An 18,180-nucleotide genomic window follows, 5' to 3' on the forward strand; every position below is an offset into this window, starting at 1 on the left:
TTGAAGGGTCACAGGTAGTTATTGGTAATCTGATCGACTACGCCTTCCTTGCGCATCTCATCCAGCGTCTTCTGCAGCTTGGCAACTACATCATCCGGCGTATCCTTGTTGACCGCCAGGTATAGGTCTGCCTCATCGATGACCAACGCGGTTTGCAGATTGGACACCCCTTCCTGCTTGGCCAGATACCGAGCCACAACATCGGTCGTTGCCCAGAAGTCGATTTCGCCCCTCTCCAGCTTGCCGACGTTTTCCTGGTCGCGAAGGGACTCGGTAAACGGAATCTTCTTGTCAGCCAGGATCTGGCTGACCGCCGAGCTTTTGTAAGTACCGATCTTGTACTTGTTCGCGCCTTCCAGGTTGGTCAACTTGATATTGCTGGCGTTAGTCGACATTAACACCTTACGCGTCTTACCCAGGGGCCCTACCCATTTGAACTGCGACTCGCGGGCAGGTGTGCGGGACGTGGAGAACAGCGCGTAATTAGGGTTTTCCAGCGCCAGGTTATAAAGCCTGTCCCAGGGGAAACGCAGAGAAAGGGAATAGTTGACTCCGGCACGCTTGAACATTTCACGGACAATATCCGTGCTGATGCCGTCAATCCCGTCATCCTTGGCGAAATTCTTTTCGTCGACAGCCATATTGAATGGCGGGAAATTCTCAGTCAGCAGGACCATCGAGTAATTGTCGGAGACCGCAGCCTTTGCTGCGCCTGCTCCCAGTAACAACCCCAACATCACCACACGCAATATCGACTTGGACATCACTTCAGCTCCTTGTTTCTTATAACTGCTGTGCCACCGGCAAAGGCACAATCGAATGCTTATTTAAAGGTAATGCTCCAGGATGCGCTGGACTTCACCATCCTTGCGCATCTGCTCCAATGCGTTTTGCAGTTTTTGCACCACATTGTCAGGTGTCTGCTTGTTCAAGGCTAAAAAGAGCTGGCTTTCGTTAAACCGCAGAACGGTCTTGAAGTCAGTAACCCCTTGTTGACGCGCTAGATAACGGCCCGCCGGATCGCCGGTGGCCCAGACGTCAATCTGCCCTGCCTGAAGTTTTTGAACGTTTTCCTGATCCCGTAGTGAGAGGTCTAGGTTTATGCCTTGCTTCACTAAACTTTCGGCGATCGCGTCACCTTTATAGGCGCCAATGCGCAAACCCTGACGCTTTACGTCATCCAGGCTGCCAATTTTTAGCGATGAGTCCGCACGGGCAAGCAGAATCCAGTCATCAGGTCCTATCGGCCCCACCCACTTGAAAGAATCTTCCCGCTCGGGGAGACGAGCCGTCACGAAAACGCCGTAGCCAGGCTGCTCCAGTGCGGTCTTGTAGATACGCTCCCAGGGAAAGCGGAGCGTCATCGAGTAAGCAATTCCGGCCCGCTTACAGGCCTCCCGGACGATATCCACGGCTATTCCGCTCAGGCTTTCCTCCTGTGCGAAGTTCTTGCCATCGACCGACATGTTGTAAGGGGGAAAATTTTCTGTCAGCAGATCAATACGATTGTTGGCACTGGCTGCCTGGGCGGCCCCAGCACTCACCATCAACACACTGACCCAAAACGCCATGACAACGTTGAACATGGACACGCCTCCTGCTTTGTTTTGGGCAATTTCTTTAACAGGAAGCGTGCCAAGTGTGACGCAAATCTCTATTTATCGGACCACAATACCCCGTTCAGCCATATAGGCCTTGGCTTGAGGCACGCTGTATTCTCCAAAATGGAAAATGCTGGCAGCCAATACCGCCGAGGCCCTGCCTTCCAGAATACCGGCAGCTAGGTGCTCAAGATTACCGACACCACCTGATGCGATAACAGGAATATTGATGGCCTCACTGATGGCACGTGTCACGCCGAGGTCGAACCCGCTCTTGGTGCCGTCCTGATCCATGCTGGTCAGCAGGATTTCACCCGCGCCCAAGTCCTCCATCTTGCGTGCCCAGGCAACGGCGTCCAGCCCGGTCGGCTTACGGCCACCGTGGGTAAAGATCTCCCAGCGCGGCGTTTCGCCCGGTGCCGAGACCTTCTTGGCATCGATGGCGACAACGATGCATTGCGAGCCAAAACGGTCTGCGGCTTCCCCGACGAACTCGGGCGTAAAGACTGCTGCAGTATTGATCGAGACCTTGTCTGCACCCGCGTTGAGCAGGTTACGAATATCCTGCACGGTACGAACGCCACCGCCCACGGTCAGCGGAATGAACACCTGACTCGCCATACGCTCGACCGTATGCAGGGTGGTATCGCGGCCCTGGTGGCTGGCGGTGATATCCAGAAAGGTGATTTCATCTGCGCCCTGCTCGTTGTAACGACGGGCAATCTCTACCGGATCTCCGGCGTCACGGATATTTTCGAATTTGACGCCCTTCACCACGCGGCCATTGTCCACGTCGAGGCAGGGAATGATTCTCTTGGCAAGTGCCATACGGTATCCCTCGTCTGTCGGCCTGTCTTATGCCTGATAACGATCGCACAGGGCCTGAGCCTCTGCGACGTCCAACGTGCCTTCGTAGATCGCGCGACCGGTAATGGCACCGATGATGCCGGGTGCCTTGGCGTCCAGCAGATTCTGGATATCGCCCAGGTTATGGATACCGCCCGATGCGATGACAGGAATTCGGGTAGCGTTTGCCAGCGCGGCAGTAAACGGTACGTTGCATCCCTGCATCATGCCGTCACGGGCAATATCGGTGTAAACAATCGCCGAAACGCCGTCTGCCTCGAAGCGCTTGGCCAGATCGATTACCTGTACCTGACTGACTTCCGCCCAGCCATCAGTCGCCACGAAGCCGTCTTTGGCATCCAGCCCAACAATAACCTTGCCTGGAAAGGCTCGGCAGGCTTCGGCGACAAACTCTGGTTCCTTAACAGCCTTGGTACCGATAATTACGTAGCTGACGCCAGCCTTTACATAGTGCTCAATGGTTTCCAATGAGCGGATACCGCCACCGATCTGGATAGGCAGGGAGGGATAGCGCTTGGCGATTGCGGTAACCACTTCGCCATTGACCGGCTGGCCTTCGAACGCTCCATTAAGATCAACCAAGTGCAAACGACGGCAGCCGCCTTCGACCCACTTGGCCGCCATGCTTACAGGATCGTCGGAGAAAACCGTGGAATCTTCCATACGGCCCTGGCGCAGACGCACGCAGGCGCCATCTTTCAAATCAATCGCAGGAATAATCAGCATAGATCTCTACCCAAGGCATTCGGGGCGGCCTGCATGGCACAGGTTCAGCACCAGGAATGCGTTCGCTAATGGTGATAAAACGCCACGGGTTGACTTTGCTTGCACTCAAGCCTTGCCATGGCGGCTAGTACAATCAGCCAGGCTTACCAGCGGCCGTCCCAGGCAACAAAGTTCTGGTAGAGCTGCAAACCGCAGGTTGCGCTCTTTTCGGGATGGAACTGCGTGGCAAAGCGCGGACCGTCAGCCAAGGCGGCGGTAAAGTCCACGCCATAATGGCCTCGGCCGGCTACCTGGCGAGCGTTGGCGGCCTCGATGTAGTAGCTGTGCACAAAGTAGAAGCGGCTCTGGTCTGGAATACCATGCCAAAGCGGATGATCGAGGGTATGCGCCACCTCGTTCCATCCCATGTGCGGGACTTTAAGCTTTTCACCATTCTCTACCATATCGGCAGGGAAGCGGCGCACCCGACCGGGAAACAGGCCGACACAGTCAACACCGTTGTTTTCCTCGCTGGTTTCCATCAAGGCCTGCATGCCCACACAGACGCCCAGGAAGGGACGATCCTGGCTGACTTCGCGAACCAGCACATCAATGCCCAGGCGGCGGATCTCAGCCATACAATCGCGGATAGCGCCTACGCCGGGCAGGACGATGCGGTCTGCCTCCCGAATGATCTGCGGATCGCCCGTGACCAGCACGCGTGCGCCGCCTGAATACTCAAGCGCCTTGGCAACCGAGTGCAGGTTGCCCATGCCATAGTCGATGACTGCTACCGTCTGCATCAGAGGCACCCCTTGGTAGACGGCATCTGTCCGGCCATGCGCTCGTCCTGGCTGACTGCCATGCGCAGCGCGCGTCCAAACGCCTTGAAGACCGTCTCGATCTGGTGGTGAGTGTTGATGCCACGCAGGTTATCCACATGCAGCGTTACCTGCGCATGGTTGACGAAGCCCTGGAAAAACTCGATGAACAAATCGACGTCGAAGCCTCCGACCGTAGCCCGGGTGAACGGTACATGCCAGTGCAGACCGGGACGCCCGGAAAAATCGATGACGACCCGGGACAGGGCTTCGTCCAGTGGCACATAGGCATGTCCGTAACGGTAGATGCCTTTCTTGTCGCCAATGGCCTGGGCAAAGGCCTGACCCAGCGTGATGCCCACGTCCTCAACGGTATGGTGATCGTCGATATGCAGGTCGCCCTTGCAATGGATGTCCAGGTCGATCAACCCGTGGCGGGCGATCTGATCCAGCATGTGCTCAAGAAAGGGAACCCCGATGTCGAATCGGGCTTGCCCGGTGCCATCCAGATTGATGGATACCTTGACCTGGGTTTCCAGGGTATTGCGCTCGACGGCTGCCTTGCGTTCGGCCATTACCTGCTCCGCGAAATGAGAGGGCAAAAAAGGGTAAACAGTATAGAAGCCATAGCCAGGAAGCAGAAGCCGTGAAAGGCACCTAAACGCAAACGAGAGGAAGGATGGGACGAGTGGCGGGAAACGCGGCAGGCATTGCACCTGCCGCGAGCGGTATCGCTTAGCCGAACAGCACAGCCGTTTTGCCCAGGGTAATGAGAACACCCCATGCCAACGGAATGACGACCACAGCCCAGGCCAGAATGACCCAAGTCTTGCTGGACGGGTCAGCCGACCATTCGATCACTAGATTGTCGAAGTTGTTGTCGTTGCTCTTGGAACGCTCAACAGCCAGCTCGGCCTCGGTCATGAAGTGCTTGTCTGCCACCGGGCGTACCAGCAGGTTACAGATAAAGCCGAGGATCAGCAGGCCCGACAGGATATAAAGCGTAGTGTCATAGACAGCTGCACGCGGAACCCCCAGGCCCAGCTGGTACTCACGCAGGTAGTTCACCAGCACCGGACCGAAAATACCGGCAGCGGCCCAGGCCGTCAGCAGACGACCATGGATCGCCCCCACCATCTGCGTACCGAAGAGATCCGCCAGATAAGCCGGCACGGTAGCGAAGCAGCCGCCGTACATGGACAGAATCAGGCAGAACGTGAACACGAACAGCGCTACGCTGCCCATGTGGCTGGTCCACGGAATGATCGCGTACAAGGCAAAGCCCAGCGCAAAGAACACGAAAAACGTGATCTTGCGACCGATAAAGTCCGAGAACGATGCCCAGAAGAAACGACCGCCGATGTTGAACAGACTGAGCAGGCCAGTAAAGCCGGCAGCGATCGTGGCGATCTGCGCCAGCTGATCCTTGTTCAGGTCATTGAAGCGGATACCAACGCTGATCAGGCGACCACCGAATACTTCCTGCAGCATGGGCGATGCCATACCCAGGATACCGATACCAGCGGAAACGTTCAGACAGAGTACCGCCCACACCAGCCAGAACTGGGGCGTGCGCCAGGCCTTGCTGACATGCACGTGACGGCTGGTGATCATGTCATTGCCGGTCTTTTTCAGCGAAGGCGACCATCCTTCCGGACGCCAGCCAGGCGGCGGTACACGGTACGCAAGCGCGCCACCTATCATGAAGACAAAATAGACGCCGGCCAGGACCAGGAAGCACTGCCAGACACCAACATCTTCAGCCGTTGCGAAATGGCGCATCAGCATGTCGGCCAGGGGCGCACCGACCATCGCACCGCCGCCGAAGCCCATGATCGCCATGCCAGCCGCCATGCCCCGCTTGTCAGGGAACCACTTCATGAGTGTCGAAACTGGCGAAATATAGCCAAGCCCCAGCCCGATCCCCCCGATCACACCAGCCCCCAGCCAGAGCAGCCAGATGTGGTGGGTGTAAACGCCCATGGCCGAGATCACCAGACCGCCGCACCACAGGAATGCCGACACGATGCCTGCCTTGCGAGGACCGGCGTGCTCCAGCCAGCTACCGAAAAAGGCAGCCGAGCAGCCCAGGAACAGGAAGAACAGGGTATACATCCAACCTAACTGGGAGATTTTCCAGTCGCAGCCCGTGGCGAAAAGCTGATCGAAAAAGCCCATGGTGGGCGCGCAGGCAATGGGTGCATCAATGCCAACGGCGCGAGACAGCGGCAGCCAGAATACGGAGAAACCGTAGGCCATGCCAATACACATATGAATGGCCAGTGCTGCTGGCGGTACCAGCCAGCGGTTGAAGCCATGGGTGGCAACGATCCGTTCCTTGGATAGGAAAGCGGGACGAGCGGAAGTGCCGCTCTGTGTGAGCGTAATGCTCATGAGAAATCCCCTATATGAAGTGTTGACGACTCGCTGAAATGTTCGCAGAAAAGACCGGGCATTCCCCAACGCACCGTTTTTTTCAAAAACGCGAACGAATTCTCCTTTAGTCGGGGCGCGACAATAGAGCGCATGGCGTGTAAATACCAGAGCACAGCACTCAATTTTTCGTGCCTACACGCCAAACGGCATTTACAGCGCGACAGAGAGTCTGAGGCCGATATCGCGCTTCTGACGTTCATCCAGCCAAAACGACCACTTGGCAGCGTTATACTCGGCCAATTACTTAAGTTTTTAGATAAGGACCCGTCAATGAAAGCGTTCGGAAAAGTGCTCGGCCTTGTCTTTCTTGGGCTGCTGCTGATCATCGTGGCGCTGGGCTTTGCCTTGACCCACTTGTTCGACCCCAACGATTACAAAGACGAAATCCGCCAACTTGCCCGGGACAAGGCCAACATCGAGCTGACCCTTAATGGCGATATAGGCTGGAGCCTCTTTCCATGGCTTGGCCTGCAACTTCATGATGCGACCATCGCCAGTGCCACCACACCACAAAAGCCGCTTGCCAACGTACAGCGGTTGGGCTTCTCGGTGCGCGTATTGCCGCTGCTTCGCCATGATGTCGAGATGAGTGATATTCGCGTGGACGGCCTCAACCTGACGCTGGCTCGCGACGAACAAGGCCAGGCCAACTGGGAAAACATTGGCCGCCCCGCACCCGATAAAACCCCCGGTACGCCAAACGACCAACCGGCGGAGCAGCCAGCCGGCCAGGATGATAAGCCACGCCGTCCACTCAAGCTGGATATCGATAGCCTGACGGTCAAGGACTCACGCCTCGATTACAGCGATGCCCGCAGCGGCGCGCATTATGCGTTCGAAGGCCTTGACCTGAGCACTGGCAGCATCCGCGAAGGCACCAATATTCCGCTGAAACTGCTGGGCACCCTCACGACCAATCAACCGCCCGTCAATGCCTCGGTGGTCTTGACTGGCGAGCTGCGCTTTGACAATGCCTTGCAGCGCTACCAGCTGGACAATGCCAACCTGTCCGGCGATGCCACAGGCGAACCCTTCGGCGGACAGCTGCTGAAATATTCAGCGGAAGGTCAACTTCTTCTGGACCGGGCCGCTCAGGTTGCTGAGTGGAACGGCCTCAAGCTGACTTTCAACCAGCTCAAGGCGCTGGGTGAACTCAAAGTGCATGACCTTGAAAAGGCACCCAAGCTTGAAGGCGGCCTGTCCATTGCACAGACCGATCTGCGCGCCTTTCTGACCGGCATTGGTGTCGCCCTGCCGGAAATGGCTGACGCCAACACCCTCAAGCAGGTTGAGTTCAATACACGCCTGTCCGGCAGCCAGAACAGCCTGGCGCTGGAAGACCTGAACCTTGTACTGGATGGCGGCACCTTCTCGGGTCGTATTGCCGTAGAAGACTTCGCCCGTAAAGCCTTGAGTATTGACCTCAAAGGTGATCGCCTCGACCTGGATCGCTACCTGCCCGCCAAGACGGCTGCCGCTCAGCACGAGAGCAATACCGCTCGCCAGAACGAAGTGACTGCAGCCGATGCGGTTGCCAGCCAGGGCAATTCACCGCTTCCCTCCTCCCCCACTCAGCATGCCTGGAGCAGTGAGGACATTCTTCCTGTAGAGCGGCTCAAAGCACTGGATCTGAACGCTTCGCTCAACCTGGATCACTTCGTGGTCACCAAGCTGCCTATTGATAACGCCAGCCTCAAGCTCAACGGTAAAGACGGCCTCGTCACACTGAGCGAATTGCGTGGCGACTTGTTCAGCGGTCGCTTTCAGGCCAATGGTGCCCTTGATGTTCGAGGAATCACACCCAAACTCAGTGTGACCGAACGTATTGCTCAGGTACCGGTTGAAAAAATTCTCCAGGCCCAGGGCCAAAAGCCACCCGTACGGGGGGCGCTGGATCTGGATGCCAACCTGACCGCGCAAGGCAATAGCCAGAAGGCATGGATGGATAGCCTGGATGGAACGGCGCGCTTTCGTCTGAGCAATGGTGTCCTAGCCAATGCCAACCTAGAGGGCCAGCTCTGCCAGGGCATCGCGCTGCTCAACAAAAAGACACTTGCCAGTGCGCATGATGGCCAGGACACTCCGTTCCGCGAGCTGAGCGGTAGTCTGACCATCAATAATGGAGTCGCCAGCAACCAGGACCTGATTGCCCGCATTCCCGGCCTGACGGCCAAGGGCAACGGTGATATCGACTTACGCGTGCTGGGCTTGGACTACCGCATTGGCGTAACCGTCGAAGGCGACAAGAGCGACATGCCCGACCCGGCCTGTCAGGTCAATGAGCGCTATACCGGCATCGAGTGGCCGTTGCATTGCCGGGGTCCGCTGGAGCTGGGCGCTAAGGCCTGCCGCCTGGATCGCGACGGCATGAGCAAGATCGTCGCCCGACTGGCGGGTGATCGACTTAATGAGAAACTGGATGAAAAGCTCGGAGACAAAGTCAGTCCCGAACTCAAAGATGCCATCAAGGGGTTATTCCACAAACGATGAATCCGGAACGCTTTTCCAGCGCAGTCCTGAATTGGTACGACATTCATGGCCGCAAGGACCTGCCCTGGCAGCAGAACATCACCCCTTATCGGGTCTGGGTCTCGGAGATCATGCTCCAGCAGACCCAGGTCAGTACAGTGCTGGGCTATTTTGACCGTTTCATGCAGGCGTTACCCGATGTCCAGGCGCTTGCCGCTGCCTCTGAAGACGAAGTACTGCACCTCTGGACGGGACTGGGGTATTACAGTCGCGCCCGAAATCTGCACAAGACGGCAAAGATTGTCGTCACCGAGCACAGCGGTGAGTTTCCACGTAGTGTCGAAGCCCTCGTGGACCTGCCAGGCATAGGCCGCTCGACGGCAGGTGCCATTGCCAGCCTGTCCATGAACATTCGCGCACCGATTCTGGACGGCAACGTCAAGCGGGTTCTGGCGCGCTATTCGGCACAGTCCGGCTATCCCGGCGAGCCCGCCGTCGCCCGAGCGCTATGGGACGTGGCGGAGCGCTATACACCTCACATTCGTGTGGGCAACTACACTCAGGCCATGATGGACCTGGGCGCTACACTGTGCACACGCAGCAAGCCCACCTGCCTGCTCTGTCCATTGAAAGAAGGCTGCCAGGCCCATCGGCTGGGACGTGAAACGGATTTTCCCGAACCCAAGCCACGGAAGACCTTGCCGCAAAAGCGGACCCTGATGCCACTGATCATCAATGATGACAATGCCATCCTGCTCCACCGGCGCCCTTCTTCCGGGCTCTGGGGTGGTCTCTGGAGTCCACCTGAGCTCGATACGGTCGATCAGCTGGGGGCCCTGATTGAGCGCCACAGCCTGATCATGGAACAGCGTCAGGCCTTGCCTGGCCTTACACATACCTTCAGCCATTTCCAGCTCAACATCGAGCCCTGGCTGATTCATGTGGACAGCCGCAATCAATCCATGACCGAACCGGACTGGCTTTGGTATAACCTCGCCAATCCGCCACGCCTGGGGCTGGCAGCCCCGGTCAAGAAATTGCTCAAGCGCGCCGAAGAGGCGTTGAAAGGAGAAACCGTATGACCCGCACTGTCATGTGCCGCAAGCTCAAGCAAGAACTGCCTGGCCTGGATCGCCCGCCTTATCCGGGCGCCAAGGGCGAGGACATTTACCTGAATGTATCCAAGCAGGCCTGGGATGACTGGCAGAAACATCAGACCATGCTGATCAACGAGCGCCGTCTGAACATGATGAATGCCGACGACCGTAAATTCCTTCAGCAGGAAATGGATAAATTCCTTTCTGGCGAAGAGTACGCGCAAGCCGAAGGATATGTACCGCCCAGTGAATGATCTGGGGGCTAGCCCTTCTGATTTTGGGGCAAACACTTAAGTCACGGTAAAAATTGAATTTTTTTCAACTCGCGCTTGACACAAATCGTTTATAACGGTTTAATGCGCCCCGTTGCCCAGGTAGCTCAGTTGGTAGAGCAGGGGATTGAAAATCCCCGTGTCGGCGGTTCGATTCCGTCCCTGGGCACCATGATTCTAAAAGCCCGATCACTGATCGGGCTTTTTTTTGCCTGCATGTTTGTCCCGCCTCGTATCACTGCCCCGAAAAGGCTTCAGCACGATTCTCTCCCGTTCGCTCAATTGCTCGTCTTGGGTCTTTTATTTGACAACCTGCGGTTAAACAGCTGTAAAGCTTATACAGACCTGTAGATGGAGGAATGAATGAAGCGGCTCAAGCGATGGGTTATTTCTTTGATGGCGGGCTTAAGCCTGTGCGGCACAGCTCTGGCAGCCGACGTTCTCAAAGTGGGCGTTCAAGGCTCGCTTCCCCCGTTCAGTAGCGTTAGTGGTAACGGCAAGCTGACCGGCTTCGATGTGGATATTGCCCAGGCACTGTGTGCAGAACTCAAGGTGCAATGCCAGTTCGTGATCACCAGCTGGGATCGCATGCTGCCTTCACTGAACGCACGCAAGTTCGACGCCATCATTTCCTCAATGTCGATCACACCGGAGCGCGAGCAGCTCGTCTCCTTCACTATCCCCTACTACATGAACAGCATTCAGTTCATTGCCCCCAGGGATAAACCGTTCAGCACAGACCCCCGCGGACTCAAAGGCAAGGTTATCGGTGCCGGCCGCGCGACGCTTTCGGCAGATTGGCTCTCCAACCATCTGGGCGGTCAGGTCAACATGCGCTTCTACGACTCCCAGGAGGAAGCCAACCAGGCCCTTGCAGATGGGCGTGTGGATGCCGTACTGGGAGACCGCTTTGCGCATTACGCCTGGCTGCAGACCCCAGAGGGGCAACGCTTCGAGCTTAAAGGCGAACCCGTCCTGCAAAAGGACCGCATTGCGATAGCGGTACGCAAGAACGATCCGCTGAAAGCCCGCCTGGATGAAGCTCTCAAAGGTATTCTCGCCAACGGGACATACCAGCAGATCAACGCCCGATACTTTCCGTTCAGCCTCTACTGATCACAGCGACAGGGCGGTGCGTTATGCTTCGCCGCCCCGTTAGCCTCCGTGATCGGCATGAGTGAGACCTATCCTGCTTCCTTCCTCCAGGGCAGTGCGTTAGAAGCACGCTTCAATGCCTTGGACAGCTTCCTGATACAGCACCAGGCGCTCTGGCGACCCAAGCCGTTCACCCAGCCAACACTGCCTTGGGAGAAGGCCAACCCGGGGCTATCCTCGTGGCTTCGCACCCGCTCACTTGAAGAGGCGGAGGCTACGCATACACATCCCCATGCACTCAAGGCCCCCTCGCCTTTTCCAGCCTGGGCCGAAGAGGCACGTCAGCTGTGCATGATCGGCGAGTTGCCCAGACAGTACAGCGAAGCGCCTAACAGGCTGAGCGTGGACGTGCCGGGACGCAAATGGCAGCAGGTGGAGGCATTCGCTCACCACGCCTTGTTCAGCAGCCCTCCCTCGCATTGGCTGGACTGGTGCTCAGGCAAAGGTCATTTAGGACGACGCCTGGGCGTCCATGGCGCTGCGTTCGACTGTCTGGAATACGATCCCTCACTGGTAGAGACAGGGCAACGTATCAGCGAGCGCCTGGGGCTTTCAGCCCATCATTATGAACAGGATGTAATGGCTGATTCTGTTACGGAAAGGCTTAAGGCCTTTCACACGCCTGTAGCGCTGCATGCGTGCGGTGATCTCCATGTGCGGTTGATGCAGGTAGCCAGCCAGACAGGCTGCCCTGCCTTGGCGTTAGCGCCCTGTTGCTATAACCGTATCAGCGGCGATGAGTACCGCCCGCTTTCCGCGAACGCCAGGCAGTCAGCACTTCTCCTGAGCAAGGAGGACCTTGGGCTGCCCCTGTGTGAAACCGTGACCGCCGGTGCCCGGGTTCGCCGCCAGCGTGACCTTTCCATGGCCAGAAGGCTGGGATTCGACCTGCTTCAGCGAGAGATCCGCGGAGCCGATGAATACCTTCCTACTCCTCCACTGGCAACCCATTGGTTGCAGTGCACCTTTCGCGACTACTGCCTGGAGCTTGCCACGCTCAAAGGCTTGCCGCCCATCCCTGAGCGCAACTGGGAGGCACTTGAGGCCGCCGGCTGGAAGCGTCTCGCCGCTGTTCGCAATCTTGAACTGGTCCGCGGGCTTTTCCGGCGACCGCTCGAGCTCTGGCTGCTCCTTGATCGGGCGCTCTTTCTGGAGGAACAGGGCTACGAGGTCAGACTAGGCAGCTTTTGCGACCCTAGCCTGACACCCCGCAATCTGATGCTGCTGGCTGAGAAACCTCAGAGAACGGCCGGCGCGCGCCTTACAGGTCGAGCCGGCAGAATGGCTTTCTGTAACGCCACTCCAGCCGGATGCTCAAAACGCAGCCCCGTGGTTACCTTACACTCTTCGGCCAGCCGCCCCTGATCCAGCACAGCCACCCGATGGCACAGCCGCTGTACTAGGCTTAGATCGTGGGTAATCAACAGAAAGGCTGTTCCTTGCGTTTCACGTATTTCGCTGAGCATATCCAGTATCTGCACCTGAAGGACTCGATCCAGATTGGACAGCGCCTCATCCAGTACAATAAGCGAGGGGTTTGATGCCAGCGCCCGCGCAATGCCGACCCGCTGGAGCTGTCCGCCACTGAGCTGGCCGGGGAGCCTGTCAGCTATAGAAGCCGCCAATCCAACCTGCTCCAACAGCTGCGCAACTCGCCGCAAACAGTCCGGCCTGGAAAGACCCATCAAGTGTCGAAGCGGTTCAGACAGACTCCAGCCAATCGAGTGGCGAGGGTTGAATGCGCTTGGTGCATCCTGGAAGACCAACTGGACACGGCGCTGAAACGTACGAAGCGCTTCACCCCGTAGCTCGGATAGCACCTCATTCCGAAAGCTGACGCGCCCGGTTACCGGTCTTTCAAGTCCCAGCAACAGACGCGCCAATGTACTTTTACCACTGCCGCTGTTTCCCAGAAGACCAACGCTTTCCCCTTCGTCAATGTGAAAATCCACACCATGCAATACGGTCTGCAAGGGCCGCCGTGACCAGAAACCTCCCGAGCGATAGCCGTGCCCGATACCCTCAGCGCTGAGCAGTCTCATTCATAATCCTCCGCCAAGGTGAGCGCCTGATGCGCAGCCAGCAGATCACGCGCGGCAGGGCTACATGGTGCGTCAAACAATTGCTCGACAGACGTAGCCTCCACAAGGCTCCCTTCATCCATCACCAACACATCGTGGGCGCAACGGGCAACAACTCCCATGTCATGCGTTACTAGCAGAATTCCTAGATCTTTCTCTTCAACCAGTCGATCAAGTACATCCAGCACACGTGCCTGCATGAGCAGATCAAGATCCGTTGTTGGTTCATCGGCCAATAGAAAAGGGGTTTCAGCCAGCAGTGCCAACGCAATCATCATGCGCTGTAACATGCCGCCACTCATTTGAAAGGAATAAAGGTCAAGCACCTGAGAGGAAGTATTCAGGCCAACATCCACCAGGCAGGCGTCCAGACGCGCCTGGGCATCTGCACCACGGATGTTACGCAGCGCCAGCACCTCGTAGGCATGCGCCCGCATCGTCAGTACAGGATTAAAGGCAGAACGGGGATTCTGCATGATCATGGAAACCTGACGCCCCCGCAGATGCTCGCCGCTCGTCCTTTGTCCGTCGCACAACACGTGTCCTGACACCCTTGTCACGCCTGTGGGAAGTTGATCGAGCATGCCCAGACAGGTCATGGATTTGCCAGAGCCACTGGAACCCACCAAAGCGGTAACACGCCCGGCCCTGACCGTCAGGCTCAGATCCTTGACCAAGACGTGATCATTAACAGCCAAGGTCAGGCCCTGGACTTCCAATACACGACCCATCAATGCCCTCCTGTGCGCAGCGAAGGATCCAGGCGATCCCGCAACGCATCCCCAAGCAGGTTGAAGGCCATTACGGTCAGAAAAATCATAAGGCCCGGCCAGAGTAAGAGTTGAGGATGCGTCCAGAGAAACTCTTTGGCGTCGTTGATCATCACACCCCACTCCGGCGTAGGTGGGCTGACGCCCAGACCGAGAAAGGATAAACCTGATACGTGCAGCATCATGTGGCCGATATCCAGCGAGGCCAGGACCATCAGTTGACCCAGCACGCTTGGCAGGATGTGGCTGACAAAGCTCTGCAGACGTGACGCACCCGCCAGACGGGATGCCAGCAAATAGTCTCGCCCACGCAGCGAGATCACGAGGCTGCGAACCATCCGGGCATACCAGGCCCAATGCGAAAGAGCGATGGCCAGGATGACATTCGAAAGCCCTGTTCCCAGCACACCAATAAAGAAGAGCGCCAGAACAAAGGTGGGTACGGTCATGAACAATTCGCCGACTCGCATCAGCACCGTGTCCAGTCGACCACCGATAAACCCGGCCACACCGCCTACGACAATGCCAAGCGTGAGGATCAGGCATAGCGTCAGCACAACCGTACCCAGGGACAAACGTGCCCCAGTAATGAGGCGCGACAGGACGTCACGCCCCAGATGGTCGGTTCCCAGCCAATGTGCTTCGCTCATCCCCTGTAGCCGCTGGCTCACATCGACGGCAGTCGGATCGTAGAGAGCCAACCAAGGCCCCAGCAGCGTCAAGGCGAGCAGAAGGATGACCAATACACCACCCAGCCAAGCCCCCCATGAGCGCGTCCGGGGTACATTCATCGTCTCTACTAGCATGCCTGTGCTCCTTCCAATCGCGTGCGAGGGTCGAGCCAGGCGTACAGTACATCCACAACCAGATTGCAGAGGACAAACAGCCCGGTCATCAGCAGCGTAAAGCACTGCAATACAGGGAAGTCCCGGTTGTAAACGGCACTGACTGCAAAGCGGCCCAGCCCGGGCCAGGCGAAAATCGTTTCGATGACCAGCGTGCCGCCAATCAATTCACCGACATGCATCCCGATGGCTGTCACGACGGGTAGCCAGGCGTTGCGCAGGATATGTCTGCGCCATACCTGCCCTTCCGGCAGCCCACGCAGGCGTGCGTACAACACATGTCGCTGCCCGCTGGCTTCCAATAGGCTGGCACGAAGAAGCCGCGCGTTGATCGATAACGACATCAGCGCCACTGCCAGTACCGGCATGACCAGATGCGCTATTCCTCCCCGCCCCATGGGAGGCAGCCATCCCAGGGTCACGGAAAACAGGGCGACCATCAGGAACGCTAACCAGAAATTGGGCATCGAGACGCCAAAAAAGGCGATAAACCGTACAAGCTGATCCGGCCAGCCACCCGGTCTGCGGGCCGCCCAGATGCCTAGCGGCAAGCTGACCAGCAAAGTGACCGCCAGCGCAGTGCCTCCTAGCTGAAGGGTGGCGGGCAGGTAATAGAGAAGATCATCCAGGACGGGCCGTCCCGTCACGAATGATGTTCCGAAATCCAGATGCAGCGCGCGCCAGAGCCACATCAAGTACTGCTCAACCAAGGGAAGATCGAGCCCGAGCGTATGCCGCGCCTCCGCCAGGGCCGCGTCCGTAGGCGGAATCTGGGAGAGACGCAGGTAATCCAGAGCAGGATCACCCCGCCCCATATGCAGCAGCACGAATACCAGTAGCGAAACAGCAAGCAGGATGGGTATCAGCAGGGCCAGCCGATAGGCGATATAACGCAGCATGAATTACTCTCCGCCCGGCTTCATGACCTCGAAAGGCACGTCGAAAAGAGTCGAGCCGAACTGCACGTTTTCGACTGAATCGCGGCTTACGCTGGTAGCGGTCAGGTATGAAATCGGCACGTAAACCGCTTGCTCATGCAAAGTAGTCAACACGTCCTTGTAGAGCGCCTGCCGTTTGCCCTCCTCTACCGACGCCAATATTTCACCGATCTCCTGGTCAATGGCGGCCTTCATTGGCAGGCCTTGCTGTGCCTGATAATCCGCATGCCCGGCATAACGCATGGAGCTGACGAAAGAGTGCGGATCGTAGGGTGCGCCCCATGTCTCTGCGAAGATCATTCCAAAGCGACCATCACGTTGGCGCTCTACCAAAGCCCCCTCGTCCTCTCCCTTGAGAACCACATCGAAACCCAGACTACCCAGGTTGGCCTGAACAACCTCAGCCACACTCTTCTGCAATGCATTTGCCCCATAGAAGCACAGCTCCAGGCGTAACGGCTGCCCATTCTTGTAGCGAATCTTCTCGCCTGGACTCAGTATCCAGCCAGCCTGTTCCAGCGCCTCGCTAGCCTTCTCAGGAGAATAGCCATACGGCTTCAGGCCAACATCGGTATACGGCAGGTTGGTTGAGAAAAGCGTATCGGCCCGTGGTTCCAGGCCATACAGGACGTGCTTGACGATCGCATCCTTGTCGACGGCCCAATTGATGGCCTGTCGCACCGCCAGCTCATTGGTAGGCGCAAGGTTGGTATTGAGTGCAATGACCCGGGTCGCCAGAGGCGCTGAGATAGCCGTATGGTAGCCCACCTGTTTCAAGCGAACGAAAGTGTCGGCGGAAACTTCACCCTCGGAACCCTGGATCAGGTCAAGCTGCCCCGTTTCGAGCGCAATCGCCCGCCCACTCGGGTCAGGAATGACCTTGACCAGCACCTCGTCATAGGCAGGCTTTGGGCCCCAGTAATAAGGGTTACGGGCAAAGCGATCAAACTCGCCTCGACGACTTTCAACCAGTTGCCAGGGGCCTGTTCCTATCGGCTGTCCAGGTTGGGCATTGGGCGCTGCAAACCGCAGGGGGCGCACCTGTGCCAACTCAAGCAGGGTAGGATAATAAGGATGCTTTAAAACCAGACGCAGCGTATGGGCATCTGGCGCTTCGGCATGATCGATGGTTTCAACCAGCTCCATCCAGGCATGCCGTTTGCGATTTGCCAGAACGGCTTCGATGTTGGCCTTTGCCGCTGCCGCATCAAACGCGCTGCCATCACTGAAGCGCACGCCATCGCGCAGGGTAAACGTATAGGTCCGTCCATCCGGGGAAATGTCCCACCGGGTCGCCAGCCAGGGCTCGACACTGCCATCGGCCCTATAGCGTACCAGTGGCTCATAGACCATCGCCTGGGCATACATCTGATTCGGTGAATAACCGCGAGGATCAAGCGGCCCGGCATTCGTCGGCCAGGAGTAGGTAAGCACCTCAGCTTGCGCCATAACAGGCAGAACCAATCCCGCTGCCAATAGAAGCACCCCGAGCTTTCTCTTGAAGCCAAGCTGATTCACACTCCCACTCCTGTTATGCGTAGACAAGCGCGGGAGAATAGTCAGGGAAGAGTATGATGTCTACGAGAAAACTTCATACTGAAGGTGATTGGTTTTTATGCAACGAGTAACGATTACACTGGATGACGACCTGTTGGCCGCTGTTGACGATCGTGTGGCGAGCCACGGTTATCAAGGACGCTCCGAGGCCATCCGGGACCTGCTGAGAGAAGGCATGCGCGAGCCCGTCGCGCAAGATCTGCCAGCCGACTCCACCTGTATCGCCACCTTGAGTTATGTCTATGACCATAATGCTCGTGAACTCTCGAAGCGGCTGACCCGTACGTTTCATGCCCACCACGACCTTACGCTGGCTACTTTGCATGTCCATCTGGATCATGGAAGCTGCATGGAGGTCTCAGTGTTGAAGGGAACTACCGCGGAGGTCCGAGAGCTGGCCCAGCATGTCACTGCAGAGCGTGGGGTACGCCATGGCAGAGCGTTCATCGTACCGATGCCCCCTGCCACTCATACCCATGAGCATGACCTCTAAAACCTGTGGATAACTCTGTGCGCAGTTTCTGTATAGCCTGTAGGAAAAGCCCTGATACCAAGGCTCTTGGTAA

17 protein-coding genes, 1 tRNA gene and 1 pseudogene are annotated in these 18,180 nt (G+C 57.4%); 7 read left to right on the forward strand and 12 right to left on the reverse strand.

Translation table 11 applies throughout. The features are described from left to right. Positions 1-8: 8 nt before the first annotated feature. The 7 genes from GM154_RS07915 to GM154_RS07945 all read right to left on the reverse strand — a co-directional run bounded on the left by GM154_RS07915 (position 9) and on the right by GM154_RS07945 (position 6,388). On the reverse strand, positions 9-764 hold the full coding sequence (locus tag GM154_RS07915; RefSeq protein WP_150348482.1) for an ABC transporter substrate-binding protein: 756 nt from the start codon (positions 762-764) through the stop codon (positions 9-11). A gap of 63 nt (positions 765-827) precedes the next feature. Next, on the reverse strand, positions 828-1,547 hold the full coding sequence (locus tag GM154_RS07920; protein ID WP_258019772.1) for an ABC transporter substrate-binding protein: 720 nt from the start codon (positions 1,545-1,547) through the stop codon (positions 828-830). Between the two features lie 111 nt (positions 1,548-1,658). After that, positions 1,659-2,429, reverse strand: coding sequence for an imidazole glycerol phosphate synthase subunit HisF (hisF, locus tag GM154_RS07925; protein ID WP_181123647.1), 771 nt, complete (start codon positions 2,427-2,429; stop codon positions 1,659-1,661). A 27-nt stretch (positions 2,430-2,456) separates the two neighbouring features. Then, a complete protein-coding gene (hisA, locus tag GM154_RS07930) occupies positions 2,457-3,194 on the reverse strand; it encodes a 1-(5-phosphoribosyl)-5-[(5-phosphoribosylamino)methylideneamino]imidazole-4-carboxamide isomerase (RefSeq protein WP_074827141.1) in 738 nt (245 codons plus the stop codon). A 143-nt stretch (positions 3,195-3,337) separates the two neighbouring features. Further along, positions 3,338-3,976, reverse strand: coding sequence for an imidazole glycerol phosphate synthase subunit HisH (gene hisH, locus GM154_RS07935; protein WP_010796146.1), 639 nt, complete (start codon positions 3,974-3,976; stop codon positions 3,338-3,340). Next, a complete protein-coding gene (hisB, locus tag GM154_RS07940; RefSeq protein WP_010796147.1) occupies positions 3,976-4,569 on the reverse strand; it encodes an imidazoleglycerol-phosphate dehydratase HisB in 594 nt (197 codons plus the stop codon). The genes hisH and hisB overlap by 1 nt, the downstream gene beginning before the upstream one ends. Before the next feature lie 160 nt (positions 4,570-4,729). Further along, positions 4,730-6,388, reverse strand: a complete 1,659-nt coding sequence (locus tag GM154_RS07945) for an OFA family MFS transporter (protein WP_219651736.1) — start codon at positions 6,386-6,388, stop codon at positions 4,730-4,732. Positions 6,389-6,700: 312 nt separating this feature from the next. Between GM154_RS07945 and GM154_RS07950 the strand changes: the two genes are divergently transcribed. From GM154_RS07950 to GM154_RS07975, 6 genes are all read left to right on the forward strand, one after another. Continuing rightward, a complete protein-coding gene (locus GM154_RS07950) occupies positions 6,701-8,920 on the forward strand; it encodes an AsmA family protein (protein WP_219651738.1) in 2,220 nt (739 codons plus the stop codon). After that, entirely contained in the window at positions 8,917-9,981 is a 1,065-nt protein-coding gene (gene mutY, locus GM154_RS07955; protein ID WP_074827147.1) for an A/G-specific adenine glycosylase, read from the forward strand. The genes GM154_RS07950 and mutY overlap by 4 nt, the downstream gene beginning before the upstream one ends. Continuing rightward, positions 9,978-10,250, forward strand: a complete 273-nt coding sequence (locus tag GM154_RS07960; RefSeq protein WP_010796151.1) for an oxidative damage protection protein — start codon at positions 9,978-9,980, stop codon at positions 10,248-10,250. Before mutY ends, GM154_RS07960 begins: the two co-directional genes overlap by 4 nt. Before the next feature lie 114 nt (positions 10,251-10,364). Then, positions 10,365-10,440, forward strand: a tRNA-Phe gene (locus GM154_RS07965). 191 nt (positions 10,441-10,631) lie between these two features. After that, positions 10,632-11,384 (forward strand): transporter substrate-binding domain-containing protein, encoded by a 753-nt coding sequence (locus tag GM154_RS07970; RefSeq protein WP_122041366.1) that lies wholly within the window; start codon positions 10,632-10,634, stop codon positions 11,382-11,384. A gap of 57 nt (positions 11,385-11,441) precedes the next feature. Further along, on the forward strand, positions 11,442-12,788 hold the full coding sequence (locus GM154_RS07975; RefSeq protein ID WP_258019756.1) for an SAM-dependent methyltransferase: 1,347 nt from the start codon (positions 11,442-11,444) through the stop codon (positions 12,786-12,788). Here GM154_RS07975 and nikE read toward each other — a convergent pair. The 5 genes and pseudogenes from nikE to nikA all read right to left on the reverse strand — a co-directional run. Further along, positions 12,671-13,465: pseudogene (gene nikE, locus GM154_RS07980) on the reverse strand (nickel import ATP-binding protein NikE); the annotation flags it as partial. The gene GM154_RS07975 and the pseudogene nikE sit on opposite strands and share 118 nt — an antisense overlap. Next, entirely contained in the window at positions 13,462-14,235 is a 774-nt protein-coding gene (locus tag GM154_RS07985; RefSeq protein WP_219651740.1) for an ATP-binding cassette domain-containing protein, read from the reverse strand. The gene GM154_RS07985 and the pseudogene nikE, both read right to left, overlap by 4 nt. Then, a complete protein-coding gene (gene nikC, locus GM154_RS07990) occupies positions 14,235-15,080 on the reverse strand; it encodes a nickel ABC transporter permease subunit NikC (RefSeq protein ID WP_219651742.1) in 846 nt (281 codons plus the stop codon). The genes GM154_RS07985 and nikC overlap by 1 nt, the downstream gene beginning before the upstream one ends. Continuing rightward, complete coding sequence (gene nikB / locus GM154_RS07995) at positions 15,074-16,018, reverse strand: nickel ABC transporter permease subunit NikB (protein ID WP_219651744.1); 945 nt, start codon at positions 16,016-16,018, stop codon at positions 15,074-15,076. Before nikB ends, nikC begins: the two co-directional genes overlap by 7 nt. A gap of 3 nt (positions 16,019-16,021) precedes the next feature. Then, positions 16,022-17,575, reverse strand: a complete 1,554-nt coding sequence (gene nikA / locus GM154_RS08000; RefSeq protein WP_219651745.1) for a nickel ABC transporter substrate-binding protein — start codon at positions 17,573-17,575, stop codon at positions 16,022-16,024. Between the two features lie 97 nt (positions 17,576-17,672). On the opposite strand from nikA, the gene nikR reads away from it, so the two are divergent. Next, on the forward strand, positions 17,673-18,107 hold the full coding sequence (gene nikR / locus GM154_RS08005; protein ID WP_010796159.1) for a nickel-responsive transcriptional regulator NikR: 435 nt from the start codon (positions 17,673-17,675) through the stop codon (positions 18,105-18,107). The last annotated feature ends 73 nt before the right edge of the window (positions 18,108-18,180 follow it).

It is taken from the genome of Pseudomonas sp. MAG002Y, from assembly GCF_019400845.1.
In the GTDB taxonomy this organism is placed as follows: Bacteria; Pseudomonadota; Gammaproteobacteria; order Pseudomonadales; family Pseudomonadaceae; genus Chryseomonas; species Chryseomonas luteola.

What these genes read in the sequence shown, in the direction of transcription:
- GM154_RS07915 (WP_150348482.1), bottom strand. Translation starts at nt 764, where the DNA reads ATGTCCAAGTCGATATTGCGTGTGGTGATGTTGGGGTTGTTACTGGGA.
- GM154_RS07950 (WP_219651738.1), top strand. Translation starts at nt 6,701, where the DNA reads ATGAAAGCGTTCGGAAAAGTGCTCGGCCTTGTCTTTCTTGGGCTGCTG.
- GM154_RS07960 (WP_010796151.1), top strand. Translation starts at nt 9,978, where the DNA reads ATGACCCGCACTGTCATGTGCCGCAAGCTCAAGCAAGAACTGCCTGGC.
- hisH (WP_010796146.1), bottom strand. Translation starts at nt 3,976, where the DNA reads ATGCAGACGGTAGCAGTCATCGACTATGGCATGGGCAACCTGCACTCG.
- GM154_RS07920 (WP_258019772.1), bottom strand. Translation starts at nt 1,547, where the DNA reads ATGGTGAGTGCTGGGGCCGCCCAGGCAGCCAGTGCCAACAATCGTATT.
- mutY (WP_074827147.1), top strand. Translation starts at nt 8,917, where the DNA reads ATGAATCCGGAACGCTTTTCCAGCGCAGTCCTGAATTGGTACGACATT.
- nikC (WP_219651742.1), bottom strand. Translation starts at nt 15,080, where the DNA reads ATGCTAGTAGAGACGATGAATGTACCCCGGACGCGCTCATGGGGGGCT.
- nikR (WP_010796159.1), top strand. Translation starts at nt 17,673, where the DNA reads ATGCAACGAGTAACGATTACACTGGATGACGACCTGTTGGCCGCTGTT.
- GM154_RS07970 (WP_122041366.1), top strand. Translation starts at nt 10,632, where the DNA reads ATGAAGCGGCTCAAGCGATGGGTTATTTCTTTGATGGCGGGCTTAAGC.
- hisB (WP_010796147.1), bottom strand. Translation starts at nt 4,569, where the DNA reads ATGGCCGAACGCAAGGCAGCCGTCGAGCGCAATACCCTGGAAACCCAG.
- hisA (WP_074827141.1), bottom strand. Translation starts at nt 3,194, where the DNA reads ATGCTGATTATTCCTGCGATTGATTTGAAAGATGGCGCCTGCGTGCGT.
- hisF (WP_181123647.1), bottom strand. Translation starts at nt 2,429, where the DNA reads ATGGCACTTGCCAAGAGAATCATTCCCTGCCTCGACGTGGACAATGGC.
- GM154_RS07975 (WP_258019756.1), top strand. Translation starts at nt 11,442, where the DNA reads ATGAGTGAGACCTATCCTGCTTCCTTCCTCCAGGGCAGTGCGTTAGAA.
- GM154_RS07985 (WP_219651740.1), bottom strand. Translation starts at nt 14,235, where the DNA reads ATGGGTCGTGTATTGGAAGTCCAGGGCCTGACCTTGGCTGTTAATGAT.
- nikB (WP_219651744.1), bottom strand. Translation starts at nt 16,018, where the DNA reads ATGCTGCGTTATATCGCCTATCGGCTGGCCCTGCTGATACCCATCCTG.
- GM154_RS07945 (WP_219651736.1), bottom strand. Translation starts at nt 6,388, where the DNA reads ATGAGCATTACGCTCACACAGAGCGGCACTTCCGCTCGTCCCGCTTTC.